19 protein-coding genes are annotated in these 22,391 nt (G+C 54.3%); 4 read left to right on the top strand and 15 right to left on the bottom strand.

Features of this window, described 5'->3' with window-relative positions:
* Window positions 1-55: 55 nt before the first annotated feature.
* From HS100_09955 to HS100_09915, 9 genes are all read right to left on the bottom strand, one after another.
* On the bottom strand, window positions 56-1,588 hold the full coding sequence (locus HS100_09955) for a glycosyltransferase family 39 protein (protein ID MBE7434232.1): 1,533 nt from the start codon (window positions 1,586-1,588) through the stop codon (window positions 56-58).
* Window positions 1,585-3,138 (bottom strand): hypothetical protein, encoded by a 1,554-nt coding sequence (locus HS100_09950; protein ID MBE7434231.1) that lies wholly within the window; start codon window positions 3,136-3,138, stop codon window positions 1,585-1,587. Before HS100_09950 ends, HS100_09955 begins: the two co-directional genes overlap by 4 nt.
* Window positions 3,135-4,382, bottom strand: coding sequence for an MFS transporter (locus tag HS100_09945; protein MBE7434230.1), 1,248 nt, complete (start codon window positions 4,380-4,382; stop codon window positions 3,135-3,137). Before HS100_09945 ends, HS100_09950 begins: the two co-directional genes overlap by 4 nt.
* Before the next feature lie 204 nt (window positions 4,383-4,586).
* Window positions 4,587-6,845, bottom strand: coding sequence for an NADP-dependent malic enzyme (locus tag HS100_09940; GenBank protein MBE7434229.1), 2,259 nt, complete (start codon window positions 6,843-6,845; stop codon window positions 4,587-4,589).
* A 248-nt stretch (window positions 6,846-7,093) separates the two neighbouring features.
* Complete coding sequence (locus HS100_09935; protein ID MBE7434228.1) at window positions 7,094-7,414, bottom strand: DegT/DnrJ/EryC1/StrS family aminotransferase; 321 nt, start codon at window positions 7,412-7,414, stop codon at window positions 7,094-7,096.
* Entirely contained in the window at window positions 7,414-8,403 is a 990-nt protein-coding gene (locus tag HS100_09930; protein MBE7434227.1) for an NAD-dependent epimerase/dehydratase family protein, read from the bottom strand. Before HS100_09930 ends, HS100_09935 begins: the two co-directional genes overlap by 1 nt.
* Window positions 8,393-9,148 carry a glycosyltransferase family 2 protein gene (locus tag HS100_09925; GenBank protein ID MBE7434226.1) on the bottom strand — a complete coding sequence of 252 codons (756 nt, stop codon included), beginning with the start codon at window positions 9,146-9,148 and terminating at the stop codon, window positions 8,393-8,395. Before HS100_09925 ends, HS100_09930 begins: the two co-directional genes overlap by 11 nt.
* Window positions 9,149-9,154: 6 nt before the next feature.
* Complete coding sequence (locus HS100_09920) at window positions 9,155-9,889, bottom strand: class I SAM-dependent methyltransferase (GenBank protein ID MBE7434225.1); 735 nt, start codon at window positions 9,887-9,889, stop codon at window positions 9,155-9,157.
* A gap of 9 nt (window positions 9,890-9,898) precedes the next feature.
* Window positions 9,899-11,866, bottom strand: a complete 1,968-nt coding sequence (locus HS100_09915) for a glycosyltransferase family 39 protein (GenBank protein ID MBE7434224.1) — start codon at window positions 11,864-11,866, stop codon at window positions 9,899-9,901.
* Between the two features lie 481 nt (window positions 11,867-12,347).
* Here HS100_09915 and HS100_09910 point away from each other — a divergent pair, with 481 nt between their 5' ends.
* Together HS100_09910 and rny are read left to right on the top strand one after the other, a co-directional pair.
* Window positions 12,348-13,025 carry a RecX family transcriptional regulator gene (locus HS100_09910; GenBank protein MBE7434223.1) on the top strand — a complete coding sequence of 226 codons (678 nt, stop codon included), beginning with the start codon at window positions 12,348-12,350 and terminating at the stop codon, window positions 13,023-13,025.
* Window positions 13,022-14,548, top strand: coding sequence for a ribonuclease Y (gene rny / locus HS100_09905; protein ID MBE7434222.1), 1,527 nt, complete (start codon window positions 13,022-13,024; stop codon window positions 14,546-14,548). The genes HS100_09910 and rny overlap by 4 nt, the downstream gene beginning before the upstream one ends.
* A 108-nt stretch (window positions 14,549-14,656) precedes the next feature.
* On the opposite strand, the gene HS100_09900 is transcribed toward rny, so the two are convergent.
* Window positions 14,657-16,555 carry an NAD-binding protein gene (locus tag HS100_09900; protein ID MBE7434221.1) on the bottom strand — a complete coding sequence of 633 codons (1,899 nt, stop codon included), beginning with the start codon at window positions 16,553-16,555 and terminating at the stop codon, window positions 14,657-14,659.
* Window positions 16,556-16,801: 246 nt separating this feature from the next.
* Here HS100_09900 and HS100_09895 point away from each other — a divergent pair, with 246 nt between their 5' ends.
* A complete protein-coding gene (locus HS100_09895; GenBank protein MBE7434220.1) occupies window positions 16,802-17,443 on the top strand; it encodes a sulfite oxidase-like oxidoreductase in 642 nt (213 codons plus the stop codon).
* A 163-nt stretch (window positions 17,444-17,606) separates the two neighbouring features.
* On the opposite strand, the gene HS100_09890 is transcribed toward HS100_09895, so the two are convergent.
* Both HS100_09890 and HS100_09885 read right to left on the bottom strand, forming a co-directional pair.
* Entirely contained in the window at window positions 17,607-18,752 is a 1,146-nt protein-coding gene (locus tag HS100_09890; protein MBE7434219.1) for a trypsin-like peptidase domain-containing protein, read from the bottom strand.
* Between the two features lie 12 nt (window positions 18,753-18,764).
* Window positions 18,765-19,673 (bottom strand): DnaJ domain-containing protein, encoded by a 909-nt coding sequence (locus HS100_09885; GenBank protein ID MBE7434218.1) that lies wholly within the window; start codon window positions 19,671-19,673, stop codon window positions 18,765-18,767.
* A gap of 151 nt (window positions 19,674-19,824) precedes the next feature.
* Here HS100_09885 and HS100_09880 point away from each other — a divergent pair, with 151 nt between their 5' ends.
* Window positions 19,825-20,406, top strand: a complete 582-nt coding sequence (locus HS100_09880; protein ID MBE7434217.1) for a TIGR00730 family Rossman fold protein — start codon at window positions 19,825-19,827, stop codon at window positions 20,404-20,406.
* 14 nt (window positions 20,407-20,420) lie between these two features.
* On the opposite strand, the gene map is transcribed toward HS100_09880, so the two are convergent.
* From map to HS100_09865, 3 genes are read right to left on the bottom strand one after another with little or no spacing between them, the layout of a single operon-like run.
* Window positions 20,421-21,167, bottom strand: coding sequence for a type I methionyl aminopeptidase (gene map, locus HS100_09875; protein MBE7434216.1), 747 nt, complete (start codon window positions 21,165-21,167; stop codon window positions 20,421-20,423).
* Window positions 21,168-21,665: a ClbS/DfsB family four-helix bundle protein gene (locus tag HS100_09870; protein MBE7434215.1), complete on the bottom strand. Its 498-nt coding sequence runs from the start codon at window positions 21,663-21,665 to the stop codon at window positions 21,168-21,170.
* Window positions 21,666-21,674: 9 nt separating this feature from the next.
* Window positions 21,675-22,346 (bottom strand): Type 1 glutamine amidotransferase-like domain-containing protein, encoded by a 672-nt coding sequence (locus HS100_09865; GenBank protein MBE7434214.1) that lies wholly within the window; start codon window positions 22,344-22,346, stop codon window positions 21,675-21,677.
* Between the last annotated feature and the right edge of the window lie 45 nt (window positions 22,347-22,391).

Genomic DNA, 22,391 nt, shown 5'->3' with positions numbered 1-22,391 from the left:
AAAAAGAGTCTGCGTTTTCCGCAGACTCTTTTTTTTCTCAAGCCTGATGCGAAACTCAACGCGCCTCGACCACCTGCCAGACGATATACCGTCTATTGGCATAGATTTCCGCCCAGGCATCGTCCGCCGAGATTTGTTCGTTCAGTTTTTCCTCGATCCGATAGGTAATGATGAAGCGGGGCGCTGCACCAGTTTCATTCAACGCGGAATTTACACATGCCCAGTCCTTCTCCTTGCGGCAGGTCTGAAATAGGGACATCAATCGGGTCTGCTCGTCGTAATCGCCAAGCCATTCACTCCCCCACTGAGATACGAGCGGATCCAGTTCCAAAAGGAAAGGCATCCACTCCGCTTCATCCTGGATCAATAAGGCGAGATACCTTCCATCATCCTGGAACACTTCCGACCGTTTCGCCTGTAAATCAAGCACAGATTCGGTAAGAAGCGGTGTAAAGCGCCCCACAGAGGAAAATCCATCCAGCCAAAGCAAGGCAAGCGCCGGGAACATGACGATCACGATCCAGATAAATCGGGGGACGTTTACGAATCTCGCACCCCAGCCGCGTAATCGATCGGAGATCGACCAGAGCCCATACCCGGCAGTGAAACATCCAAGCCATGATACAAAGCGGGCATTTTCAGGAAAGAAAAGGGTCACTAGTAAAAAGAAAAACACGAATCGAAAATATCCATGCCGCAACAAATAAAAAATCCCTATAACCACCAGCCCCGCTAAGAGAGGATTTGACACTAATGGGGTTAGGTTGAAATACAACAGCCGTATCAAGCCGGAAATGCTCACAGCCTCGACAAAAAAGGCATTGCCCCCATGGGAATTCAAAGCCCCCCAGAAAACATCCCATCCATGCAGGGATGCGACCGGGAGGACCCACACGCTTGCTAAAAGTCCCGCGCCCAGACCTATGCTGACCGTATCGATCAGGGATTTTTTCCAATGCCGGATCGAAAAAGAAGCGGCTGCGAGCCAGAAAAAACAGAACAAGCCATAAGCAAGGTGACTGAGCACCGCAAGCCCGAAGAAAAGGCTCGACACCATCAATCTCCTCGGCGTTCGCAGCTCCGGGTTTGAGGAGTAGGCGATTATGAAAAGGATCGTGAAAATGAAAGCGAGCCCGCGGACGATCCCCGACGACCAGATATGTGCGGTATGCAGATCCAACGATGCGGCCGCCAGGATCGCCGCCGTCATGGACGCGAAAGGAAGCTTGAAAAATTTTTGCGCGAGGAGGTACGTCAGACACACTGAAACCAAACCAAACAAGGGAGGAAGCCAGCGCAGGAAGATGAAGTACTTCCCAGTGATCTTGATGAAGACTGCCAGAAGATACAAACCAAAAGGCGGATAGGCAAATGGAATTCCGCCCGGACCATAATAAGGCGACTCGGCTGGGAGAACAAAATTCGCTTCGGCAACCTGTTTCGCCATTTGGGTAAACAAGCCGGCATACCCCATGGGGAAATCGTGGATGATCGCATTGCGAAAGATCAATGGGATCGAGACCATCACGGCGGCGAGGAATCCAATCCCTTCCGCCGACCTGAAGAAGAGTTGGAGGCGCGATTTCATTTAATCTCGTAAATCCTCATCTTCCCCCGCTGCCCGATGAAGCGCAAACCGAAGGCGTCGAGGTCAATTTGATCGTCATAAATCGGGGGAAAGATCGCGCCGCGGTAATGACTGTTGGGACCGAGGACAAGGAAGCGAATGCCCTGCTCTCTGCATGCGGTCGAAAACGATTCCCATGAATCATTGGGCAGGAGCGGATATTCCTCCCCCATTCCCCAGAACCAGTCGAGCGACCATTTATCGATGCTGCGCGCGCGGTAAGGCATGGTGGCCGGCGTGTAGAAATCATATCGGTCTGCAAAGACCTCGGTTGGGGATGTCATGCCGTTCGAGACCAGGGTTTGCTCGATGACGGATAAGACTCTGCGTTCAGCAATCGCGGCGCGGGTGATGCCGATGTCGTAAAGGAGCCAATTGGAAAAGGTTTGAAACCCGGCGGCAATGAACAACCCGGTTACGACCCATTCAAGAAAATGGAGATTGGGAAGGGGTCTTTTCGCAATTTCTATCAAGACAACCAGCAAAATCGCGGCGGATGGCAGAAAGATCGTCATCAGCACGACAGGCGAACGGGCGCTGTCACTGAGGGAAATGGGGATTGCGTAGAGAAGGATGAAGATGAATGAAAAGAGGGAAAACCTGGCAAAACGCGACCTTGGTGAGAGCGCGAACGCCAGAAACGCCGCCCAGGCATGCGAAAGGAAATAAAAAAGGAAAGGTCGATACAAACCCCAGGCACGGACGGGGTCTTCGGTGATGGTTTTGAAAAGGGAAAACTTTTCGATCTCTTCCGGTCCGGGCGGGTGGGTCCAGTCCACGCCGTGGAAGAATTTATAAAGATTGAATGCCTGCGCCGTCTCGAAAGGTCCGTGACCGGAAATAAGGTTGACGAGAACCTGCAATCCTGCCACGCTGATCGTCGAAACGAGCAGAAGAATCGACGAACGAAGCGGATGCAACTTCGTTAGCAGAAAATATCCGGCAAGGATGGCGAGGATGGAAACCAAAGCATGTGTGCGCCAAAGGAAGGAAAGCCCGAGTGAAATCCCGGCAAGGATAGCGCGGGAATCGGTCAACCTGCTCTGTTCTTCAGAAAACCAATCGTTAAGTAATAGAAAAACGGCAAATGCCGTGAATGCCGCTGCGCCAATGTCGGGACCGAGGGTGATGGCGTTTTGATAAACGAAGGGAGCGGCAACCGCCGAGTAGAACGCAATGATCGTGGCGGGAATTGAACCGGTGTAGGAAACAAGCGTGGAAACAGAAGCAAGAAAAAGACCGAAAAGAAGCGCGTTCAAAATGTACGACAGCGGCAATACATATGTAAAGGGCATCTGTCCGATAAGGAAGGCGTATCCAAATGGGAAGAATCCGTTGTAGAGCGACTCGGGCTGGGAAAGGGTCATGTGCCGCCCATAGTAGAGGATGTTCCAATAGTCGTTGCCAAGCGCGTGGAATTCAGTCAGCCGTCCGATGAAGAGGGTCAGCCCCGCGCCGAACGCGTAGAACAGAAAAAATAATTTATAGCGAGGTCCGAGGAGACGAATCATAAAACGGGTTTGGGCGGGGCGGGTTTTCGAATCATCCAAAAGAGAACGACCGCGAACGGAATCAATGCCACCGCCGCGCTGACGTATGCCATCATGTTGTAACCGAGCGAGGCGAAGATGAATCCGCTTTCCAAACTTCCGAGCGCGGAGGCGAGACCGACCAGAAGATCATTGAATCCTTGTGTGCGCGCGCGTTCCGCGGGGGAAAGTTGATCGGCAAGCAGAGCCGAACCGGCGACGAAACAAAAATTCCAGCCCAAGCCGAGCAGGAACAATGCCACGCCGAGCGGAAGCACATCCGGCGAAATCGTCGCGGCGATGCAGGCAACGATGAGCGTGGATGAGCCGATCAGGATGACTGTGCCGCGACCCCATTTATCCGCAAGGCGGCCCGAGATGATGGAGAACGCGTACATGCCAAAGGTATGCGATGCGATCACCGCGGAAATATCCGTAAGCCCATGATCGTGCTCGCGCATATGCAGAGACGTGATGACCATGACCAGCACCATCACCATCTGCCCGAGCACCATGGCGAGCAATGCCACCAGCGCCGCGGGCTGACGGAAGATCTCGAACAAGCCTCGTTCGTGGGTATGCGTGACCAGGGTTTCAGGGAATTGCTCCGCAATTTGTTTGCCGATCTCGCGCGGGTCGGGCCGTAAACCGGAAAAAACAACCATTGCCCCAATCGCAAAAAGGATCGCCGCCACAAGATAAGCGCCCGCAAGTTCATCGATGCCCCAGGAACCGACGAGCGAACCTGCGGGTCCCGCCACGAAGGGACCAATGACCGAGCCGACCGTCCCGCCGATGACCACGTTGGAGATGGCTTGCCCGCGATGCTCGGGCTTGTTGACCTCCGCAGCGGCGAAACGGCCGAGAGTCACCGCCGAGTTGGCGATGCCCATCAGGACCATCCCGCCTAGAAAGATCGGAAAGGAATGAATGGCAATCGAATAGAAGGTCACGCAAGAGCCGATCACACCTGTAGTGAGACCCGTCGTCAACCCGTTGCGCCTGCCGATGGCGTCATACACATATCCCCACATATAAGCGGAGAACGCGCCCGCCAGGAGATAAACCGCCGTCGGCACGCCCGCCCAATTGGCATGTTGACTCAACTCCTTGCCGACGATGGAATTGAGCGTCGCCGCGGCGATAAACCCGGCGGATGCGAGCGATTGCTGTGCGAAGAGGATGGCGGTAATCTTGCGGGCGATGGATTCTAGTTTGTTGTTCATGGAGGGGAAGTATAACAAAGGTGGGAAGCTTGCGATGAGCGAGTAGAAGGGCGGGGAGTGGAAAGTAAATAGTGAGCACTGATCAGTATTCAGAGGAGAGGTGTGGAAAAATTTACCCCTTTAAATCAAAAAGACCCCAAAGGCTTTCACCTTCAGGGTCTCACCAATTTACCAATCTCCAATTCTCTAATCTCGGCTCTTTCCCTACCTCCCCATCGCATCCATCACCGCCACCGAAGCGATCTGCACAATCGCATTGACATCGTCACCCGTCTGCAGGACGTGAACCGGCGCGCCAACACCCAAAAGGATCGGACCGATCGCTTTAGCGTTGCCGAGTCTCGCAAGCAGTTTATAAGCGATGTTCGCGGATTCGAGAGACGGAAAGACCAGCACATTCGCATCCTTCACCGCGCTGAACGGATAACGTTCTTCGATGATCTCCTGCACAACCGCCGTATCCGCCTGCATCTCACCGTCCACGCGCAAGTCGGGGCGGCGCTTTTTTACCAACTGCACCGCTTTGCGGACTTTATCGGAAAGCGGATGCGGTGTGGAGCCGAAATTCGAGAACGAGAGGAATGCCACGCGCGGGTCGAGTTCCAATTTCACTGCATAGTCCGCAGCGAGACATGCAATCTCCGCCAAATCCTCCGCCGTCGGGTCGATGTTCACCGTCGCATCGGTAAAGAGATATACCCTGTCATCCACGATCATGATGTAGACGCCTGCGGCGCGTGTCACGCCTGGAGCCGTGTGATGAATCCGCAAAGCAGGGCGGATCACATCCGGATAGTCATATGTCAAGCCCGAGACAAAGGCGTCAGCGTCTCCCATTTTGACCATCATTGAACCCAGAATATTCGTCTGTCGCACGCGCTTTCTGGCGACGGCGAGCGTCACTCCTTTTCGGCCGCGCAATTCGAAATACGCCTGCGCATATTCCTCATGCCGCTTGAAATCCGAAGGATCGAATACCTCCGGACTGTAAGGCATGCCCAATTCATCGACAAGTTTTTGGATGACCTGGGGCCTTCCGATCAACACAGGCGTGGCGATCCCCTCTTCCTTGATCTGATACGCCGCACGGATGATCTTCTGCTCTTCTCCCTCGGCAAATGCCACGCGCTTCCTCCCCCCCGAAGATTGCGCCTTGTTCTGGAAGAAATACCGGATGCGCTCACCCCGGCCCTGCCGGAACGCCAATTGTTCGCGGTACTCATCGATATCGATCGTCTTGCGGGCAACGCCGGTCTGCATGCCCATTTCCGCCACGGCGGGAGCTTCCCACAGCAACACGCGAGGATCGAGCGGCTTCGGGATGATGTACTCGCGCCCGAACTTGATCGTCTCGCCTCCATACGCCCTGATGACTGAATCGGGCACATCTTCCTTTGCCAACGCTGCCAGGGCTTTCGACGCCGCAAATTTCATTTCTTCGTTGATCTGCCTTGCGCGAATGTCCAGCGCCCCGCGGAAGATGAACGGGAAACCCAATACATTATTCACCTGGTTAGCATAATCCGAGCGCCCCGTCGCGATGATGACGTCCTTGCGGGCTTCGCGCGCCAGTTCCGGTTTTATCTCCGGATCGGGATTCGCCATTGCAAAGATGATCGGGTCGCTCGCCATGCTCTTCACCATTTCCGGCGAAAGCACATTCGCAACCGAGAGCCCGTAGAACACATCCGCGCCTTTCATTGCATCCGCCAGCGTGCGATGCCCCTTATCTTCTCCTGCAAGCATTTCCTTGTATTTATTCATCCCCTCCTTGCGTCCCTTATAAACGACGCCTTTCGTATCCACCAGCATGATGTTCTCGCGCTTTACACCCCAGCTGATCGCCAGTTCCGCGCACGAGATCGCCGAAGCGCCCGCGCCGGAGATGACGAGCCGGATCTCGCTGTGTTTCTTGCCCACGATCTCGAGCGCGTTCGCAAGTCCCGCCGCCGAAATGATCGCGGTACCATGCTGGTCGTCGTGGAAGACGGGGATGTCCAGCATCTTCTTCAACTCTTCCTCGATGTAAAAACATTCCGGCGCTTTGATGTCCTCGAGGTTGATGCCGCCAAAGGTCGGTGAGATCGCTGCAACCACCTTGATGATCTCATCCGGATCGTGAGAGTTGACTTCGATATCGAACACATCGATATCGGCGAATTTCTTGAACAGCACCCCCTTGCCCTCCATCACGGGTTTGCCCGCCAGCGCGCCGCGATCACCCAAACCCAATATCGCCGTCCCGTTGGAAATGACCGCCACCAGGTTGCCCTTCGAGGTGTATTCGTAGGCGTCATTCGGGTTCTTTTCGATCTCCAGGACCGGTTCCGCCACGCCGGGAGAATACGCCAGGCTCAGGTCCCGCTGGGTATCCATCGGCTTGGTCGGCACGATCGCCACCTTGCCAGGTTTGCCTTTCAAACGATGGTATTCAAGAGCGTCTTCACGCGTAAACTTAGCCATACAGCCTCCGGTTAATTAAGTGTCTACCTGGATGGAATTATCACACTACACGCCGTGCAGGAGTAGTTGCTTTTGTCATGATTTTCAACAGTAGACCTCTTGCGTAAGCGCTCCCGCCGCAGTCCTCGGTAGCAGGGATGCCGCCTGGAGCAAGGTAAGAATATGACAGTCGGGTAAAGTCAGTCCATTATTTTTTACCCCCATTTGAGCAAAAGTTTCGCGAAAACCCTGTCAATTCTCCCGCAGGCTTAGGAAAACGAACAGACGGCATCCGCCACCCGCTGCAACTGATCCTCGGTCAAATCGGGGTACATGGGCAGGGAAAGGACTTCGTCCGCCGCCCGCTCAGACTGGGGCAGGCTCCCGCGACCCAAGCCCAAGTCTGCATACCCAGGCTGAAGATGGACGGGAAGCGGGTAATGGATCAAGGTTTGGATTCCCTGACGGTCAAGAAACTCCCGCAGCGCGTCCCGCCGGGGATGACGAATCACACCGTTGACGGCAGCATCCAGCTCGGGGCGAAGCGCTTCGTATTGCAGGCGAAGATCAACAACAGGGATAAAACTCATCAGAGATAATGCTCTGAATACTTCAGGTAATAATCGAGCATGCGTTTGATCCCCTGACGATGCGAGATGCGCGGCTCCCAGCCGATCTCGCTCCTGACCAGGTTGTAATTTCCGTAATAATCGCCGATATTAATTCGCTTGAGGTTTTCGGGGAAAGGGACGATTTCATACTCCCCGCTTCCATGCACATCGATCATCAACTTTGCCAGGTCCAACAGGCAGATCGGCTCCCCGCCAAGGTTATAGATCTTCCCCCGCGCTTTCGGATGTTGGGCGCAGCACAGAAATGCGTCCACGACATCGTCCACATGATTCAAATCCCGGACCTGACCGCCCCCGCCATACACAAGGATGGGTTTACCTTCCAGCAACCGATGCACCCACCAACCCAGGAAGGTCAACCGGTCATCGCGGATGCGCATCCTTTCGCCATAAGTATTCGTCATCCTCAACACACAGGTTGCCATTCCATGTACGCGGTGATAGACAATATGATACATCTCGCCCGCCCGTTTGCTCACGCCGTTATTATCGAGCGGGGTCAATAAATGCTTCTCATCGACCGGCAGGTACGTTGGGCGGCCATACACCTGACGGGTTCCAGCAAAGACGATGCTGACTTCCGGATTGTGCAATCGGCATGCTTCCAGCAGTGTCAACTGTCCAAACGCGTTGACGGTCAAATCCTTGAAGGGGTCTTTCATGCTGCCAATATGACTCATTTCCCCCGCCAGATTGAATAGATAATGCTGACCTTTCACTGCAATCTGCAATTGGCGTTCATCCCGAATATCCGCTTCGATGACTCTAAGCCGATCCCTGATCCCATCCAGATTGAACGGATTCGCCCCCGACTCCGGGTCGGCGTTATCGTAAATCGTCACCTCCGCGCCGAGATCGAGAAGCTTGCGAGCCAGATTACTGCCGATAAACCCAAGTCCGCCTGTTATCAATGCCTTCCGGCTTTTGTAAATGCCTTCAAAGTTCATTATGTCGTTTATGAAGATGTTCCTTCTTGACCACTAATTTCCAATATAAACCGGTAAGCTGCTTCAATGTTCGAATGATCCGCCAGGGAACAAAGAACTGCGAAACGCCATATCTTCTCGAAAAATGATTGACCGGAACCTCTGCAAAGGTGCAGCCGGAATCTTCGAGCTTCTTGACCAATTCCAGGCAGATGGCTCCGCTGTTGCTGGTCAACTCGATCCGTTGAAGGATGCGGCGCGGAATGAGCCGGAAATCGCAATCCACATCCCGAATGCGGATGTTGAACAGGAATTTCACGAAATAATGATATGCCCGGCCGATGATCATGCGTGCCAACGAATCGTTCCGCGAAAGTTTGTAACCGTTGACCAATTGCGCGCCGTTGAAGACAGCACAGGCAAGGTTTTCAAGTTCGAGCGGGTTATATTGAGAATCGCCATCCGTATAAAAGACCCAATCCTTCGTGGCGGCGGCAAATCCGCTGCGCAACGCGCCGCCATATCCCCGATTCGATGCATGGGTCAGAACGCGCAACTCTGAATATTTTCTTCGCATTTCCTCCAGCATTTCTGCCGTGTAATCCCCGCTGCCGTCGTCGACGACGATGATCTCGAAGTCATCCGTCACTTTACGGCAGGCGATCGATGCGGCTGCGATCATGCTGGCGATGGTCCCGCCGTCGTTGAACGCGGGAAAGACGGCGCTGAGACTTGTCAGTTTTTGATGGATCGGCTCCGGCCTCATAGTCATTTATGGTTTTCTCGCGATCGCATATAGGCTTAAACCATAAGGAAGCCCGGAGCCGGAAACAAGGGGCGCTTCCCATGAAAGGATATGTCTGAATAGATCGTTCATCCCGCCAATTTCGAAGTCGGACACATCGCCCACACGTGGGATGAATCGTTCGCTGATCCTTTTTGCAAAAGCCACCGGAAAAAGAAGAGCGTTGGCATATGAAACATGCTCCACATGAAATCCGCTTTCCTCGAGCAGGGATTTCAAGATTCGCGCATTAAACCGCCGCCGAATGTGAACACGTTCGTCATGGCGGCCGCGCAGCCATTCGTAGGCGGGGAGGCGTATCAAAACCTGACCGCCGGGAATCAGCACGCGAAAAAATTCGCGAAAGGCTTGTACTTCATCCGCTACACCCCGTTCGCATAAAACATCAAAACTGGTGACCAGGTCAAAGGAAGCGGAAGCCAAAGGCAGGTCCAGCACAGAGGCGCGAGCGAGACGGGAAGCGTTTCGTCTGCGGCTCAAAGCAACCGCCTCGATGTAAAGGTCCACGCCGGTTACATCGCCGTAATCCGCAAGATAGGTGGTCATCGCGGCGCCGGTGCCGCAGCCCGCATCCAGGATCTTTATGCGGGAATTGGGTTTCACCCGCCGGTCTAACAGCGCCCGCGTGATGGACTCCATGCCAAGGTACCACCAATGGCGCTCCTCCATCTGAAACATGATGTCGTATTCGCGTGGATCCAAAACACCTCGTCAGGGAACCTGATACATCAAAAGGATCGGATCGGTACAATCATATTTATAGTGCAATTCACCGCCTGGATGTTCGCGCGCCCAGAGTTCCAATTCTTCGATCCGGCTGGGTGGAGCAATGATGACCTCCCCCGAGACGGGATTCAACTGGTCGACAGATTCAGGAAAATTCACGATCGAGCGGCTTTTGCTCAAGAAAAACGAGGAGGGGTGCGTGCCATGTGAGAAGATCTCGTCGCTGAGAAGGTAAACCTGGTTTTCACTTTCGATCCGGGCGACCTCCGAGCCAAGATAGGAGGCGAACCGCCCCGCGGTATTCGTGGCGAAACGGCATTGACCGGCAAAATCCGCATAATAGGTCCAGAGGTTATAGAACATTAGACTTACAAGAATGGCCGATACCGACACAATATACGCGGTATGCGCCCGTTCCAGGGAGACTCCGAATATCTGGAAGATCTCGTTCAAACCGATCGCCGCCATGATCAAGGCGGCAGGGAGCGCCATCAACATACGGTAAGAATCCGCGCCCGGTGGAATGGCAAAAATACCGACGGCAATTGTCGCCGACCAGAAGTAACCATTCAATAACAGATAGGATGGCTGTCTGATCCGCCATAGGGCAATGCCCAATCCTATAAGGAAAAGTGTCGAGGAAATCATACTGAGCATCGGAGCAGGAGAGCCGTAGAAGTCCAACGCGGGGTAATAGGTCAGGGATAGAAACGCATGTGTCACACGACCGAGCAGCAACTCGAATGCGGTTTTGCCCGTATCCTGCATGGTGATTTCAAGCCAGCCGGATTGGAACGTTCCATCCGCCCCCAACCGGGACAAAAATTCCCCGGGCTCCTGAATAAAATAAAATCCCGCTGGCAGTATGGTTGTAAAGAACCCGCCCAAAAATACGGCAACTTGTCCGGTTCGCGGCTTGAACCACTCGCGGTAAAAAAGAAACCCCAGAACAAAGAATACAATCAGCATCGCCGCCACGATCTGCGCAGTAAGGTACACGGAAAAATGAATGGCGAGAAGAATCCCCGCAAGGGCCGCCCGCCAGTATTGGCGTTTCGCCAATCCGGTCAGTAGAAAATACAACTCAAGCGGAGCCAGCCAAACGCCATGAATGTATATCACGGAAGCAATGCGGCTGAAATGAATATGCGAATGGGAGAATGCGACCAGCGTCGCCGCGATCAAAGCGATGCGGCGACCGCCGAACTGACGGGCTAGCAGATAAATGCACGGAACGGCAAGCACCCCGCCGATGGCGGGCAGCAACCGCAAAGCGAAGGCGTTGATGCCAAAGACTTTCAACGAAAAATTGATCAACTGCAAATAGATCGCGCCGACATTCGCCCATAATGCGAATGGGTTGCTGAGTCTGCCTTCCACTGTCAATTGGGCGTTCAAACCGACCGCGCCTTCATCGCCATCCAATACGCGGGGCACCGCACCAAGCTGATAAAAGCGCACCGCAAATGCCGCCGCGGTCAACAGAAGAATCAAACCGATCTCCATCCGATTCTTCACGAACCAATCCCGAATCGATTTGAAATCCAACGGTCCAGCATCCTGGACGAAAGCGTACAGGTAGCATCCGGCCCCCAACAGCCAAACGGTGACCACCGGGATGTAGTTCACTCGCGTATAGGCGGCAAAGAAATACGTCGCAAGCATCCCCAATGCGGAAAGCAGAAAACCCGCGGAAACCCAAAAGTTCTGGTCACTGAACATCCGTGAATTGGATATTTTTTTCAGGGCAACTGTAGGTCGAATCAACTGGCTGACGACGAGGATAAAAACCCCGATAAATGCCAGCCAGGTATAAGGCGGCAGGATCGTCTCCTCCACAGGTTTCGAAAATACAAGGAACTGACTCACCAAAATTATATAAAGTCCTACAAATGCAACGACCCTTCTCAGGTTCCAAATATCACCCCCGTCAACGTGCTGCCGGTCAATCATGACATCTCCTTGTTCGATTTAATATTTTCGGATTATACCTATTGATTCAAAGCAGGGACAGGGAAAATTGATGGCAGAGAATTAATGTTAACGAATGATAAAATTCAGTTATAATTGAACCAATCACCGAACGCTTTCACCGCTTTGTGCGGTCCTGGCTTGAAATTGACTGGAAAATTCGCGCACGATCCTCCCCCGTTTTTGGGAGTTAACTTGTGAAGTCTGAATTAGGATGAGTATCTTGACCAGCCGAATGGCTTCACCGTAATACATGCGTCGAACGTGATGGAACCCCGTCACGGATTTTGACTGATCTCCGTCCGCGCCTCTTTATTGACCCGGAGACTGGTTCACCAACCCAGACCCTTTCACAGCCGAGACCGACCTTTGTCGGGACTCTCGGCTGCATGTGTTTAATGGACAATGCGCGTTCTCTAACGCGCGCGATATCGGCGTTGGAGAACGCCTGCCATACGGATAAATGAGAAAAATCACCGCCCTCGAAGTGCAAAAAAAGAATCCCAACCGGGTGAACGTTCATCTCGATGGGGAATTCGCCTTCGGGCTGGCGCGCATCACAGCCGCATGGCTCAAGATCGGCGATGTTCTCAGCGACGAAAAGATCGCCGGGCTGCAGAATGACGACTCGCGGGAGCGGGCGATGCAGCAAGCCCTGCTCTTCCTGAGTTATCGCGCGCGCTCCGAAAAGGAAATACGGCAGAACCTGAAAAAGCACGAATATCCCGAAGACGTGATCGAGCAGACCCTGATCCGTCTCCGTGAGAACAGGCTCGCCAACGATGGTGAATTTGCAAAGGCGTGGGTCGAAAATCGGAACACTTTCCGCCCGCGCTCCCGCCGCGCATTGACGATGGAACTTCGTCAAAAAGGGCTCGATGAAGAAACGGTCAAACACGCCGTTTCCGATGTGGACGAGGAAGCCCTGGCGTATGAAACCGCCCGGAAATGGGCAACCAGACTCAACAGCGCCGCCCTGAGCCGGTCGAAGGGTCTGGAATGGGGTGAGTTTCGCAGGAAACTCTCAGAATACCTCGCGAGGCGCGGATTCCCCTACTCCGTTGTCGCGTCCGTCGTGACCCGCATCTGGAACGAGACGCACGCGGAGGAAACACACTACGAAGATGAGGAACTGATATGAGTCCGATAATTCTATTGATAGATCTGCTGGCATTGCTCATCGGCTTTGCCGCCGGATATTTCATCCACCGCTACCAGGTAGACCGGGCCGCAAAATCACGCCAGGACCGCGCGGATGACATCGTCAAAGCCGCGCAGACCCAGGCAAACATGATCGTCAAAGGCGCGCAGGATAACGCCACCAAGATCATCCAGGCCGCCGAAAGCGAGATCAAGGAACGTCGCATCGAGTTGAACCGCGACACGGAGCGGCTCGAAAAGCGCCGTTCCGAAGTGGACAGCCGTTACGACAAGATCGAACAGCGCGAGCAGAACCTCAACCGCAGACAATCGCAGATCGACAAACGGTTCAATGAAACCGAAAAACTGTACGAAGATCAATTGAAAAAACTCGAACAGATCGCGCAGATGAATCAAGAGGAAGCCCGCAAGGACCTTTTCGCAGCCGTCGAAAAGGAAGCGCGCGGCGACATGGCGCGCATCATCCGTCAGATCGAAGCCGAAGCGCGCGAAGAAGGCGAGAAGCGCGCCCGCAAACTCATCGCAGACGCCATCCAGCGCGTGGCTTCCGAACATGTGGCTGAGGTTACGCGCGCCGTTGTCACCTTGCCCAGCGAAGAAATGAAGGGACGCATCGTCGGGCGCAACGGCCGCAATATCAAGGCTTTCGAGCAGGCCGCCGGTGTGGATGTGATCGTGGACGACACGCCCGATTCGGTCACCGTTTCGTGCTTCGACTCGGTGCGGCGCGAGATCGCCCGCCGTGCCTTATCCAAATTGATCCTGGATGGGCGCATTCACCCGGCTCATATTGAAAAGGTCATCGAAGACGAGACGAAAGCCGTCGAGAAGATCATCAACGAAGCAGGCGAACAAGCCGCCTACGACGCCAACGTCACCGGTTTGCACCCCGAGGTCTTGCGCATGATGGGGCGGTTGAAGTTCCGCACTTCGTATGGGCAGAACCAGCTCGCTCACGCGGTCGAAGTCTCAAAACTGGCGGGCATTCTCGCTGCAGAGATCGGCGCGAACGTGGAACTTGCCAAACAGGGCGGCTTCCTGCACGACATCGGCAAAGCGATGGACCACAACCAGGAAGGGACTCATGCCGGGCTCGGCGCGGAATTCTGCAAACGCTACGGCGTGAACCCGGTCGTTGTGAACGCCATCGCCTCCCACCACCATGAGGTGGACCAGGAGACCGTGGAAGCGGTCATCGCCGAAGCCGCAGATGCCATTTCCGGCGCGCGTCCCGGCGCACGCCGCGAAGACCTCGAAGCTTACATCAAACGTATCCGCTCCCTCGAGGAAATGTCCATGTCATTCGATGGCGTCCAGCAGGCATTCGCCATCCAGGCAGGACGCGAAGTCCGCATCCTTGTCAAACCTGAGACGATCGACGATCTTGGCTCCACCCGCCTCGCGCGCGACATCGCCAAGAAGATCGAAGAGACCATGCAATATCCCGGTCAGATCCGCGTAACCGTGATCCGCGAGACGCGGGCGACCGAATACGCGAAGTAATGCCCTACCAAAGGACGACAAGCTTTCCAAAACACCGAATCCTACTCCATAAAAAAACAAAACCGCCCGTTGAATGATCGCGGGCGGCTTTGTTTAAGAATATCTCGTTCATCCCTCTGAGATCACGATCAATTTATCGACCGGTTTGAAGCTGACCTTCCCCGACTTCTTCGGGTTGGTGTGGACTCCGTATGCCTTGCCTGCGTCATGGATTTCGCTCATGATTCGGTAGCCGATGGCGGTTTCGCCGCGGCGCTTGGCGGCTTCGACGGCGGTGTAGAAATTGACCGGTTCGCCGATTTTGACGTAGTCGCCGATTGGCTTAAGGTAAATTTCCGCGCCTTCGGGGTCGAAAAGGTCGGCAAAGACGTCCTTGAGTTCGGCATCTTCCGAGAGTTGGGCAAGCATCAGGCTGATGAGATGTTCGCTGACGATGAAATCATCCACATTGGTGGCTTCGGCGAGTTCGCGGTTGCGCAGGTCGAGCATCTCGCTGATAATGGAGAAGGGGGTCGCATCCTTTTCGGCGATGTCGCGCAAGTGCAGTAACGTGACGAGAGTGATGGCATCCGCCTCCTGGACGTCCAAATGGCTGTACGCCAATACGATGACATGATCGTATTCGGTCACGCCGAGTTCATCGAGCAATGCCCGGTCGCGGATATCCCCCTCCATCACTTTGAGCCGCTGGTTTTTGAGTTTGCCCACGTCGCGTAGAATCTGTTTTTCGAGGTTGTCCACGTCCGAGACGATGAGCAATTCCGAGCCTTTGGCGACATAGTTATCCAGCTCGCGGACGATGATGGGTCCGGAACGGTTCCAGCCGAGGATCAGTCCGCGCTCAGGCTTGGGCTTGGATGCGCCCGCAGAACGCTGAATCAGGTTTTCGTCCGGGATGATGCGCGTGTTCGAGAGTTGAATCTTGTCGTCGTCTTCGGCGATCGCAAAAATCGAGTCGCCCGGTTCGATGCGCGTGTCCATCTTTGGGCTCACGAGGATGGCTCCATCAGCGCGGCGAATCCCCATCACTGTGGATGTTTCATATGCAAGCAGCGCATCACCGAAGGTTTTTCCCGACAAACCCGGCTCCTGTTTGAAGTAGATCTCGTCGCCGCCGAAATTCAGGAGTTCAGTGTAAACAACCGACAAGCCGCTCTGGCGTGAGGTCTGCGCGACGACGCGGGCAATGAGATCGGTGGTGAGGATGGGCTGGACGACATCGTTTTCAGAGAGCAGTTTCAAGACATCCATATTTTGCGGGTCGCGGATCTGGGTGACGATGTGATAGGGCTCGCTGCGCCGGTTTGGGTTGTTCGTGATCGCAAGGACGCACTTGATGACGCGGGTATCGGGATCGTCGCCTTCGGAGAGAACGATGATGGAGCGCGCCGTATGCGGGCTGGCGATCTCGAGATCGGTCATGTCCATGGGGCTGCCCGAACGGCAGATGATGCGGGTGTTTTTTGAGTCGGGAACGCGTTCGCGGACCGCATCCTCCATCTCGACCTTGTCCTGGTCGGCCAAAACGACGATGACCGCGCCGCTCTTGCGGCTTTCGTTCGCCGTGACGAGTTCGGAGATGACCGTAAAAATCTGCGGAGTCCAGCCGAGGATGAGGGTGTGATCGTTTTCAAGGACAAGGGAACGCCCTTTGCGAAGTTGTTCGATGCGTTCCTCCAATCCGTTGCTAAGGATGCCGATCAGCGTGGAGACGATGAAAATCCCTCCGATGGTGACCAGTAACATGACGATGCGGAAGCCGGGACCCGTATCCCCGCCCATCGTGCCTGCATCGAGAGTCCGCATCAGACTCATCCAGGCCGCCTCGCCAAAACTTGGGGCGGATTCTCCCGCCATGGCAAGCGCGCCCACGCGGATGACAGCTGCGGCGATGAATATGATGATCAATGAGAGCACGGCAAGCCCGCCGATCAAGGCGATGGTGCCGCGCGACATGTAATTATCGAACCAGTATTGAAACTTCTGTTTGAAAGTGGGCTTCTTCATGCAATCTCCTTGCGCCTGCCGAAATTTCGTTTATTATAAGAGCAATCACTTTTTCGCCCGGAGATTATTTTCATTGCAATTCGTCAGACCCGCGGTTTGAAAATCTTATGAAACTATTAGGTTTTCCGGGTAACAAACCGTGGGAATTGCCTGTCTTTTCATTGGAAATTATTCGTTGTGCAGGCAGCCCGAGGACAAGCCTTGCGCTGCCACACGAGAGCCGAATTTATTCGAGAGAGGTGACTTATGTTTCAGTTCGAAGGTTTGGATCGCCGCAAGGAAGAGGAACGCGTCCGCGCGGAAGGGCGTCTACCGCCCGGTCAGTCGTTGACGCAGAAGTTTCCCGTTTTGCATTACGGACCCGTCCCGCCGTTTAACGCCGCCACATGGGACTTCCGCGTGTGGGGCGAGGTTGAGGAGGAAAAGCGCTGGAGCTGGGACGAATTCAACAAACTGCCGCGCGCAAAACTCCACATGGACATCCACTGCGTGACCCGCTGGAGCAAGTTCGACACCGATTGGGAAGGCGTTTCAGTAAAGACCTTGGTTGAGCAGGGATTCTTCAAGATCAAGCCGAGCGCAAAGTATGTGATGCAGCATGCCGAGTACGGCTTCACGGTCAATTTGCCGCTGGAGGTGGTCTTGCAGGATAACTTCCTGCTGGCGACGCATTTCCAGGGTGAGCCGATCACGCCCGACCATGGCTATCCCCTGCGCGGCGTGGTGGGATTCATCCCCGGGCGCGAAGACATGGAAACGCCGTATTTCTGGAAAGGCGCGAAGTGGCTGCGCTCCATCGAATTCATGCCGCAGGATAAACGCGGATTCTGGGAGCAGGCCGGCTATCACAACCGCGCCGATGTCTGGCGCGAAGAGCGGTTTGGATGAAAAGAACATGACTCACCCCGAAATTAAGGTTTCGCGGGTGAGTTCGTTTTTAAGAACAAATGGGACGCTGATCAACGCTGAATACGCGGATTTTTAATCCCTTTTCCGCGTAAATCTGCGCTCGTCCGCGTCCCAAATTAAATTCGGGGTTAATTATGTCTCGTTATGGACGTTTATCCAGCAATACCGATATATCGATCTTTTCATCGCCTCGCAGGACGGTCAACACAACGGTGTCGCCGGGGCTTTTGTTGGTGATGAGATAGGCAAGCAGGTCATCGAAAACCCGCACTTCACGGCCGTCGATGGCGATGATCAGGTCGCCGCCCGCAAACAGGCCGGGGAAGTTTGTCGGTTTGTCGCCATCCCTGAGGCCCGCCTCATCCGCAGGTCCGCCCGAGACGACCGAGGTCACGTATGCGCCGGTAAATTGTGTGAGACCCAATTCCTCGATCATATCCAAACTCAATGAACTATTGGATGAAACGCCGAGATAGGGATAATCGTAATTCCCGGTTTCGATCAGCACAGGCACGACACGTTTGACGATATTGACCGAGATTGCAAAACCGATTCCCGAATTGACCGGGTCGCCTTCGTCGTTCTGGCTGAAGGTGCGGATGGCGCGGTTGATCCCGACCACTTCGCCGTCGATGTTGAACAACGGTCCGCCCGAATTGCCCGGGTTGATGGCCGCGTCCGTCTGGATGATATCCCCCGCGCTGAAGAACGTCCCATCGGGAGTCGAGTGCTGAGAATCGAGCGTGCGACCCAAAGCGGAAATGACGCCGACGGTCATCGTGCTCTCCAAGCCAAAGGGATTGCCAATGGCAACCACGGTTTGACCAACCCTGAGCGCGGCCGAATCGCCGAGAGGCAGGGGATGAAGTTCCTCAGATGGGACATCCACTTTGATCACAGCAAGGTCCGAGTCGAGGTCTGTGCCGACGACCGTTCCGTACGCCATATAACCCGAAGGAAAACGCACTTCGACGGTTTGAAAACCTTCGATCACGTGATAATTCGTGATGATATGACCCTGCTTGTCATAGATAAACCCCGAGCCCTGCCCGACATCCGTAAATATGGCCACCACGCCGGGGCTCACGTTTTCGAACAAAACGACCAGCGCCTCCTGCGCCGCGGGACCGATGGAATCGATGATGACAGGCTCGACTATCGAGGCGGGCTCCTGCACGCTGGTTTCGTCAACCGCATCCGGCTGGGTTTGGCCGCCGGTTATCGCCGGGGTCTGACATGCGATCATCGCCATTGCAAGGGCAAGGATCGAAATCAATATTTTTTTCATTTGATGGAACTCCTAAAACTTGATGCGGGATGCTTCTTCAATCAACTCCCGCTGTTTCGCTGTTATATATTTGGGAATCTGAACCTTCAACCTGACGTAGAGATCGCCTTTCACTTTTGCATCCCTCACCGAGGGCATTCCGCGCCCGGCAAGGCGAAAGACCTGCTCCGGCTGTGTGCCGGGCGGGATTCCCAACTTGACCTTTCCAGCCGGTGTTTCCACTTCCGCCTCGCCGCCGAGGATCAACGTAAAAACATCCAATGTGGATACGGTGGTCAAATTGCTTCCATCCCGCTCGAAGCGTTCATCCTCTTCGACCTGGATCAACAAATAAAGATCGCTTCCATCCGGACCCGCACCTGCCACGCGGACCCTGGACCCCGTCTTCACCCCGGCCGGGATCCGGACCGTCACCTTGCTGCCATTGGGTTTCTGAAGCTGGCGGGATGTGCCTTCGTAAGACTCGCGAAAACTGATTCCCACTTCCTGTTCGTAACCCGGCGACTCCTGCGCAAAGGGATTGCCGCGGCCTTGTGAACGCATGGCTTCGCCGAAGATCATGCGGAAGAAATCGGAAAATCCGCCCATGCCGCCCGAGTTGCCAAACATGTCATCCACGTTGCCGCGTTGACCCGTTCCCTGCTGGAACCAGTCATCCCAGCGGAAATCTCCCGGCCGCCCCCCTGTCGTGCGGAAGTTGGAATAAGCGCTCCCAAGTCTGTCGTAGTGCGCTCGTTTCTGATCGTCGCTCAGGACCTGGTAGGCTTCGTTTATCTCTTTGAACTTTTCCTCGGCTTTTTTGTCGCCGGGGTTCTTATCCGGGTGGTACGTCATGGCCAGTTTCCGGTATGCCGAGCGGATCTCGTCCGCGCTGGCTTTGCGGTCCACGCCCAGGATTTTGTAATAATCTTTATAGTCCATGCTGCTATTTTCATCCCGTCACGGGGTGGGGTCAAGCGCTCAAGGCTTGTACTTACATAACTCTAACCTGCTCATGAAGTCGCCCGGAAATTTTCTTATCCGGATGTGGTACAGTGGGAAAAACTTACAAGGAAGAAGAGAAACACCCAATATGAAATCGATCTGTGTTTTTTGCGGCTCTTCCGATTCAGTAAACGACAACTACAAGAAGGCGGCTTTCCATATGGGGGTCACTCTGGCCCAAAATGGGATTCGCCTGGTGTATGGCGGCGGGAAGACGGGCCTGATGGGCGAAGTGGCAAACGGAGCCCTGTCTGTCAGCGGGGAAGTGATCGGGGTCATTATTCCATCCATGAACACTTCCGCTCTGGCTCACACCGGACTCTCCCGCATGGAAGTCCGCCCGGGAATGCGCCCGCGCAAGGAACGCATGCATGAACTCGCAGACGGCTTCATTGCCCTGCCCGGCGGTTTCGGCACCTGGGATGAACTTTTCGAGACCATCACAACTTCACAGACAGGCGAGCATGAAAAGCCGGTTGGTTTGCTCAACACGAATAATTACTACGCTCCCCTGATCGCCGCCATCGACCATGCAGTGGCGGAAGGATTCGTTTTCGAAGAACACCGTCGCGCCATTTCTCTCGAAACCGATCCACTCATGCTATTGGAAGCCATGCGAAATTACAACCACCCGCACGAGGCCGTAAAGCGCTGGATGAAGGAGGAATAAGACAGATTTTAGATTTACGGCACTGTCAAAATGATCGGTTCGCCCCTTGTGACGATGACCGTGTGTTCGAACTGGACTGCGATGGTGTTATCCACCGTCTTCAAAGACCAGCCATCCGGTTTTTCGACGACATGTCCCCGCCCGGCGGTAAGAAAAGGCTCGATGGCCAGGACCAGTCCATTGTCCATGATGCGGCGGTCATCGGGTTTGTGAAAGTTATAGATGGAGGCAGGCTTCTCGTGGAGCTGCCGCCCAATCCCATGGCCGGTCAAATCGAAGATTGGATTGTAGCCATGCTTTGCGGCTTCCTCCTGTACCGTCTTGCCGATGAGGTTAAGGGGTTTGCCAGCGCGGACGACCGTCAAGACCTTATCCAATGTGGTTTTGGCGGTCGCCAATAATTGATCGTATTCCGGGTTGGATTTTCCAACCACCATCGAAGCGCCCGTATCGCCGTAGTAACCACCCAACTCAGCGGAAACATCGATGTTGATGAGTTCGCCATCCTGCAAGATGTGATCGCCGGGAATGCCGTGGGCGATGACAGGCGAGATACTGATGCACGTCCCGCCGGGGAAGTTATACATCGCGCGCGGTGCAGATGCGGCGCCTTCTTTTTTCAGGAAGTCTTCGCCGATCTGGTCAAGTTCGAGGGTCATCACGCCGGGTCTGGCGTTGTCCATCATCAACTTCATTGCTTGGGCGCAAACCCTGCCCGCGGCTTTGAGTCCGTTGACATCCCGTTCGTCGTTGGCCGTCATTTATTTCTTGATTCCTTTTTCGATGGTCTCGCGGTGTTCCTGAAAATGTTCGGTGGTGTCGCCCAGGACCCAAATCAGGAGCGGATCTGGATTGTCGGGACGGCGGGGTTTAAGCAAATCCTCGAACGGGGTCTTTTCAAGTTTGGCAATGAGCAGACCATAAACACGGTTCAAATGATCCATCACCTCACCGCGCGGACGGTTTCGATTGCGCTTGAACAAAATCGGATTGACCGCCTCCACACTCCACTCGGGCAGTTCTGTCTGCGATACGCCGACGACCTCATAATATGGGCGATTGTCCATGTGATAGCCCATCAAGATATTCATCCATTCCGTGAGGTGGGCAAGGTTATCTTTGGGAGTCCAGCCGCCTTCATCGGGTGCGGTCATTTGCTCATCTGTTAATGAGTCAGCTAGTGCGTTCAATGCCCCCCACTCTCGTTCAATGGCAGACATTAATTCTTCTTTGGTACCGGGCATCCATTGTTCGGTCATGCTGTTCTCCTATAACGGAATGATTTGACCTTCGACTAATCTTCCTTTTTCTGAATCTTTTCTTAATATATACGCCTCCCCACGGACGAGGCTGGCCTTGCCTTTTTCAGTTTTGACGTACGCCCCATCGCACAGCATGATGACCGGGTTATCGTGAAAGACGTGATAATCGCTCAACCAATCATCATGCTGGGATTCTCCATAATGCGCGAAGAAATTGAATGGGGTGGCATTCAACCCGTCAAAGTGAGGCGTTTGCACTGAATTCATATCGGAAGAGGTCAAAATATTCGGTCCGCACAACACAGCACCCGCGCTAAAACCCACCACTGGCAGCCCGGCTTGCACTTTCTTCTTTAGAAACGGCATGATACCGCTATTGTGCAGGCAATGATTAAGCAAAAATGTATTCCCGCCAGAAATATACGTCACAACGCATTCGCGCAAAATAGCTTCGATCTCTTTGGGTGACATCAACTCGGTGTTGACCGTCTCAATACTGGCAATACCTTTGAATTGCTGTTTGGTGTAATCTAGCCATTTTTCACCGTCAAGAAAAGCAAGAGGCATGAAGGCAATGACCGGGTCATCTTTGCCTTCACAATATGGGCGGCAGGCATCGACGATATAGCGAATGTCTCGCTCGCCGGGGGATGAAAAAAGATGGAGGTTGGATGGCATGATGGGATTGTATCAAACAAGTAGACGCGGGGTGACCCCGCCCCT

The organism is Anaerolineales bacterium (genome assembly GCA_015075725.1).
Taxonomy (GTDB): Bacteria; Chloroflexota; Anaerolineae; order Anaerolineales; family Villigracilaceae; genus Villigracilis.
This window is presented reverse-complemented; position numbering and strand designations above follow the sequence as displayed.

Coding starts and splice junctions, on each gene's coding strand:
- HS100_09900 (MBE7434221.1), bottom strand. CDS start 16,555: ATGAAGAAGCCCACTTTCAAACAGAAGTTTCAATACTGGTTCGATAAT.
- HS100_09865 (MBE7434214.1), bottom strand. CDS start 22,346: ATGCCATCCAACCTCCATCTTTTTTCATCCCCCGGCGAGCGAGACATT.
- HS100_09935 (MBE7434228.1), bottom strand. CDS start 7,414: ATGAGTTTTATCCCTGTTGTTGATCTTCGCCTGCAATACGAAGCGCTT.
- HS100_09890 (MBE7434219.1), bottom strand. CDS start 18,752: ATGAAAAAAATATTGATTTCGATCCTTGCCCTTGCAATGGCGATGATC.
- HS100_09950 (MBE7434231.1), bottom strand. CDS start 3,138: ATGATTCGTCTCCTCGGACCTCGCTATAAATTATTTTTTCTGTTCTAC.
- HS100_09945 (MBE7434230.1), bottom strand. CDS start 4,382: ATGAACAACAAACTAGAATCCATCGCCCGCAAGATTACCGCCATCCTC.
- HS100_09955 (MBE7434232.1), bottom strand. CDS start 1,588: ATGAAATCGCGCCTCCAACTCTTCTTCAGGTCGGCGGAAGGGATTGGA.
- rny (MBE7434222.1), top strand. CDS start 13,022: ATGAGTCCGATAATTCTATTGATAGATCTGCTGGCATTGCTCATCGGC.
- HS100_09870 (MBE7434215.1), bottom strand. CDS start 21,665: ATGACCGAACAATGGATGCCCGGTACCAAAGAAGAATTAATGTCTGCC.
- HS100_09895 (MBE7434220.1), top strand. CDS start 16,802: ATGTTTCAGTTCGAAGGTTTGGATCGCCGCAAGGAAGAGGAACGCGTC.
- HS100_09915 (MBE7434224.1), bottom strand. CDS start 11,866: ATGATTGACCGGCAGCACGTTGACGGGGGTGATATTTGGAACCTGAGA.
- HS100_09885 (MBE7434218.1), bottom strand. CDS start 19,673: ATGGACTATAAAGATTATTACAAAATCCTGGGCGTGGACCGCAAAGCC.
- HS100_09925 (MBE7434226.1), bottom strand. CDS start 9,148: ATGAGGCCGGAGCCGATCCATCAAAAACTGACAAGTCTCAGCGCCGTC.
- HS100_09880 (MBE7434217.1), top strand. CDS start 19,825: ATGAAATCGATCTGTGTTTTTTGCGGCTCTTCCGATTCAGTAAACGAC.
- map (MBE7434216.1), bottom strand. CDS start 21,167: ATGACGGCCAACGACGAACGGGATGTCAACGGACTCAAAGCCGCGGGC.
- HS100_09940 (MBE7434229.1), bottom strand. CDS start 6,845: ATGGCTAAGTTTACGCGTGAAGACGCTCTTGAATACCATCGTTTGAAA.
- HS100_09930 (MBE7434227.1), bottom strand. CDS start 8,403: ATGAACTTTGAAGGCATTTACAAAAGCCGGAAGGCATTGATAACAGGC.
- HS100_09910 (MBE7434223.1), top strand. CDS start 12,348: ATGAGAAAAATCACCGCCCTCGAAGTGCAAAAAAAGAATCCCAACCGG.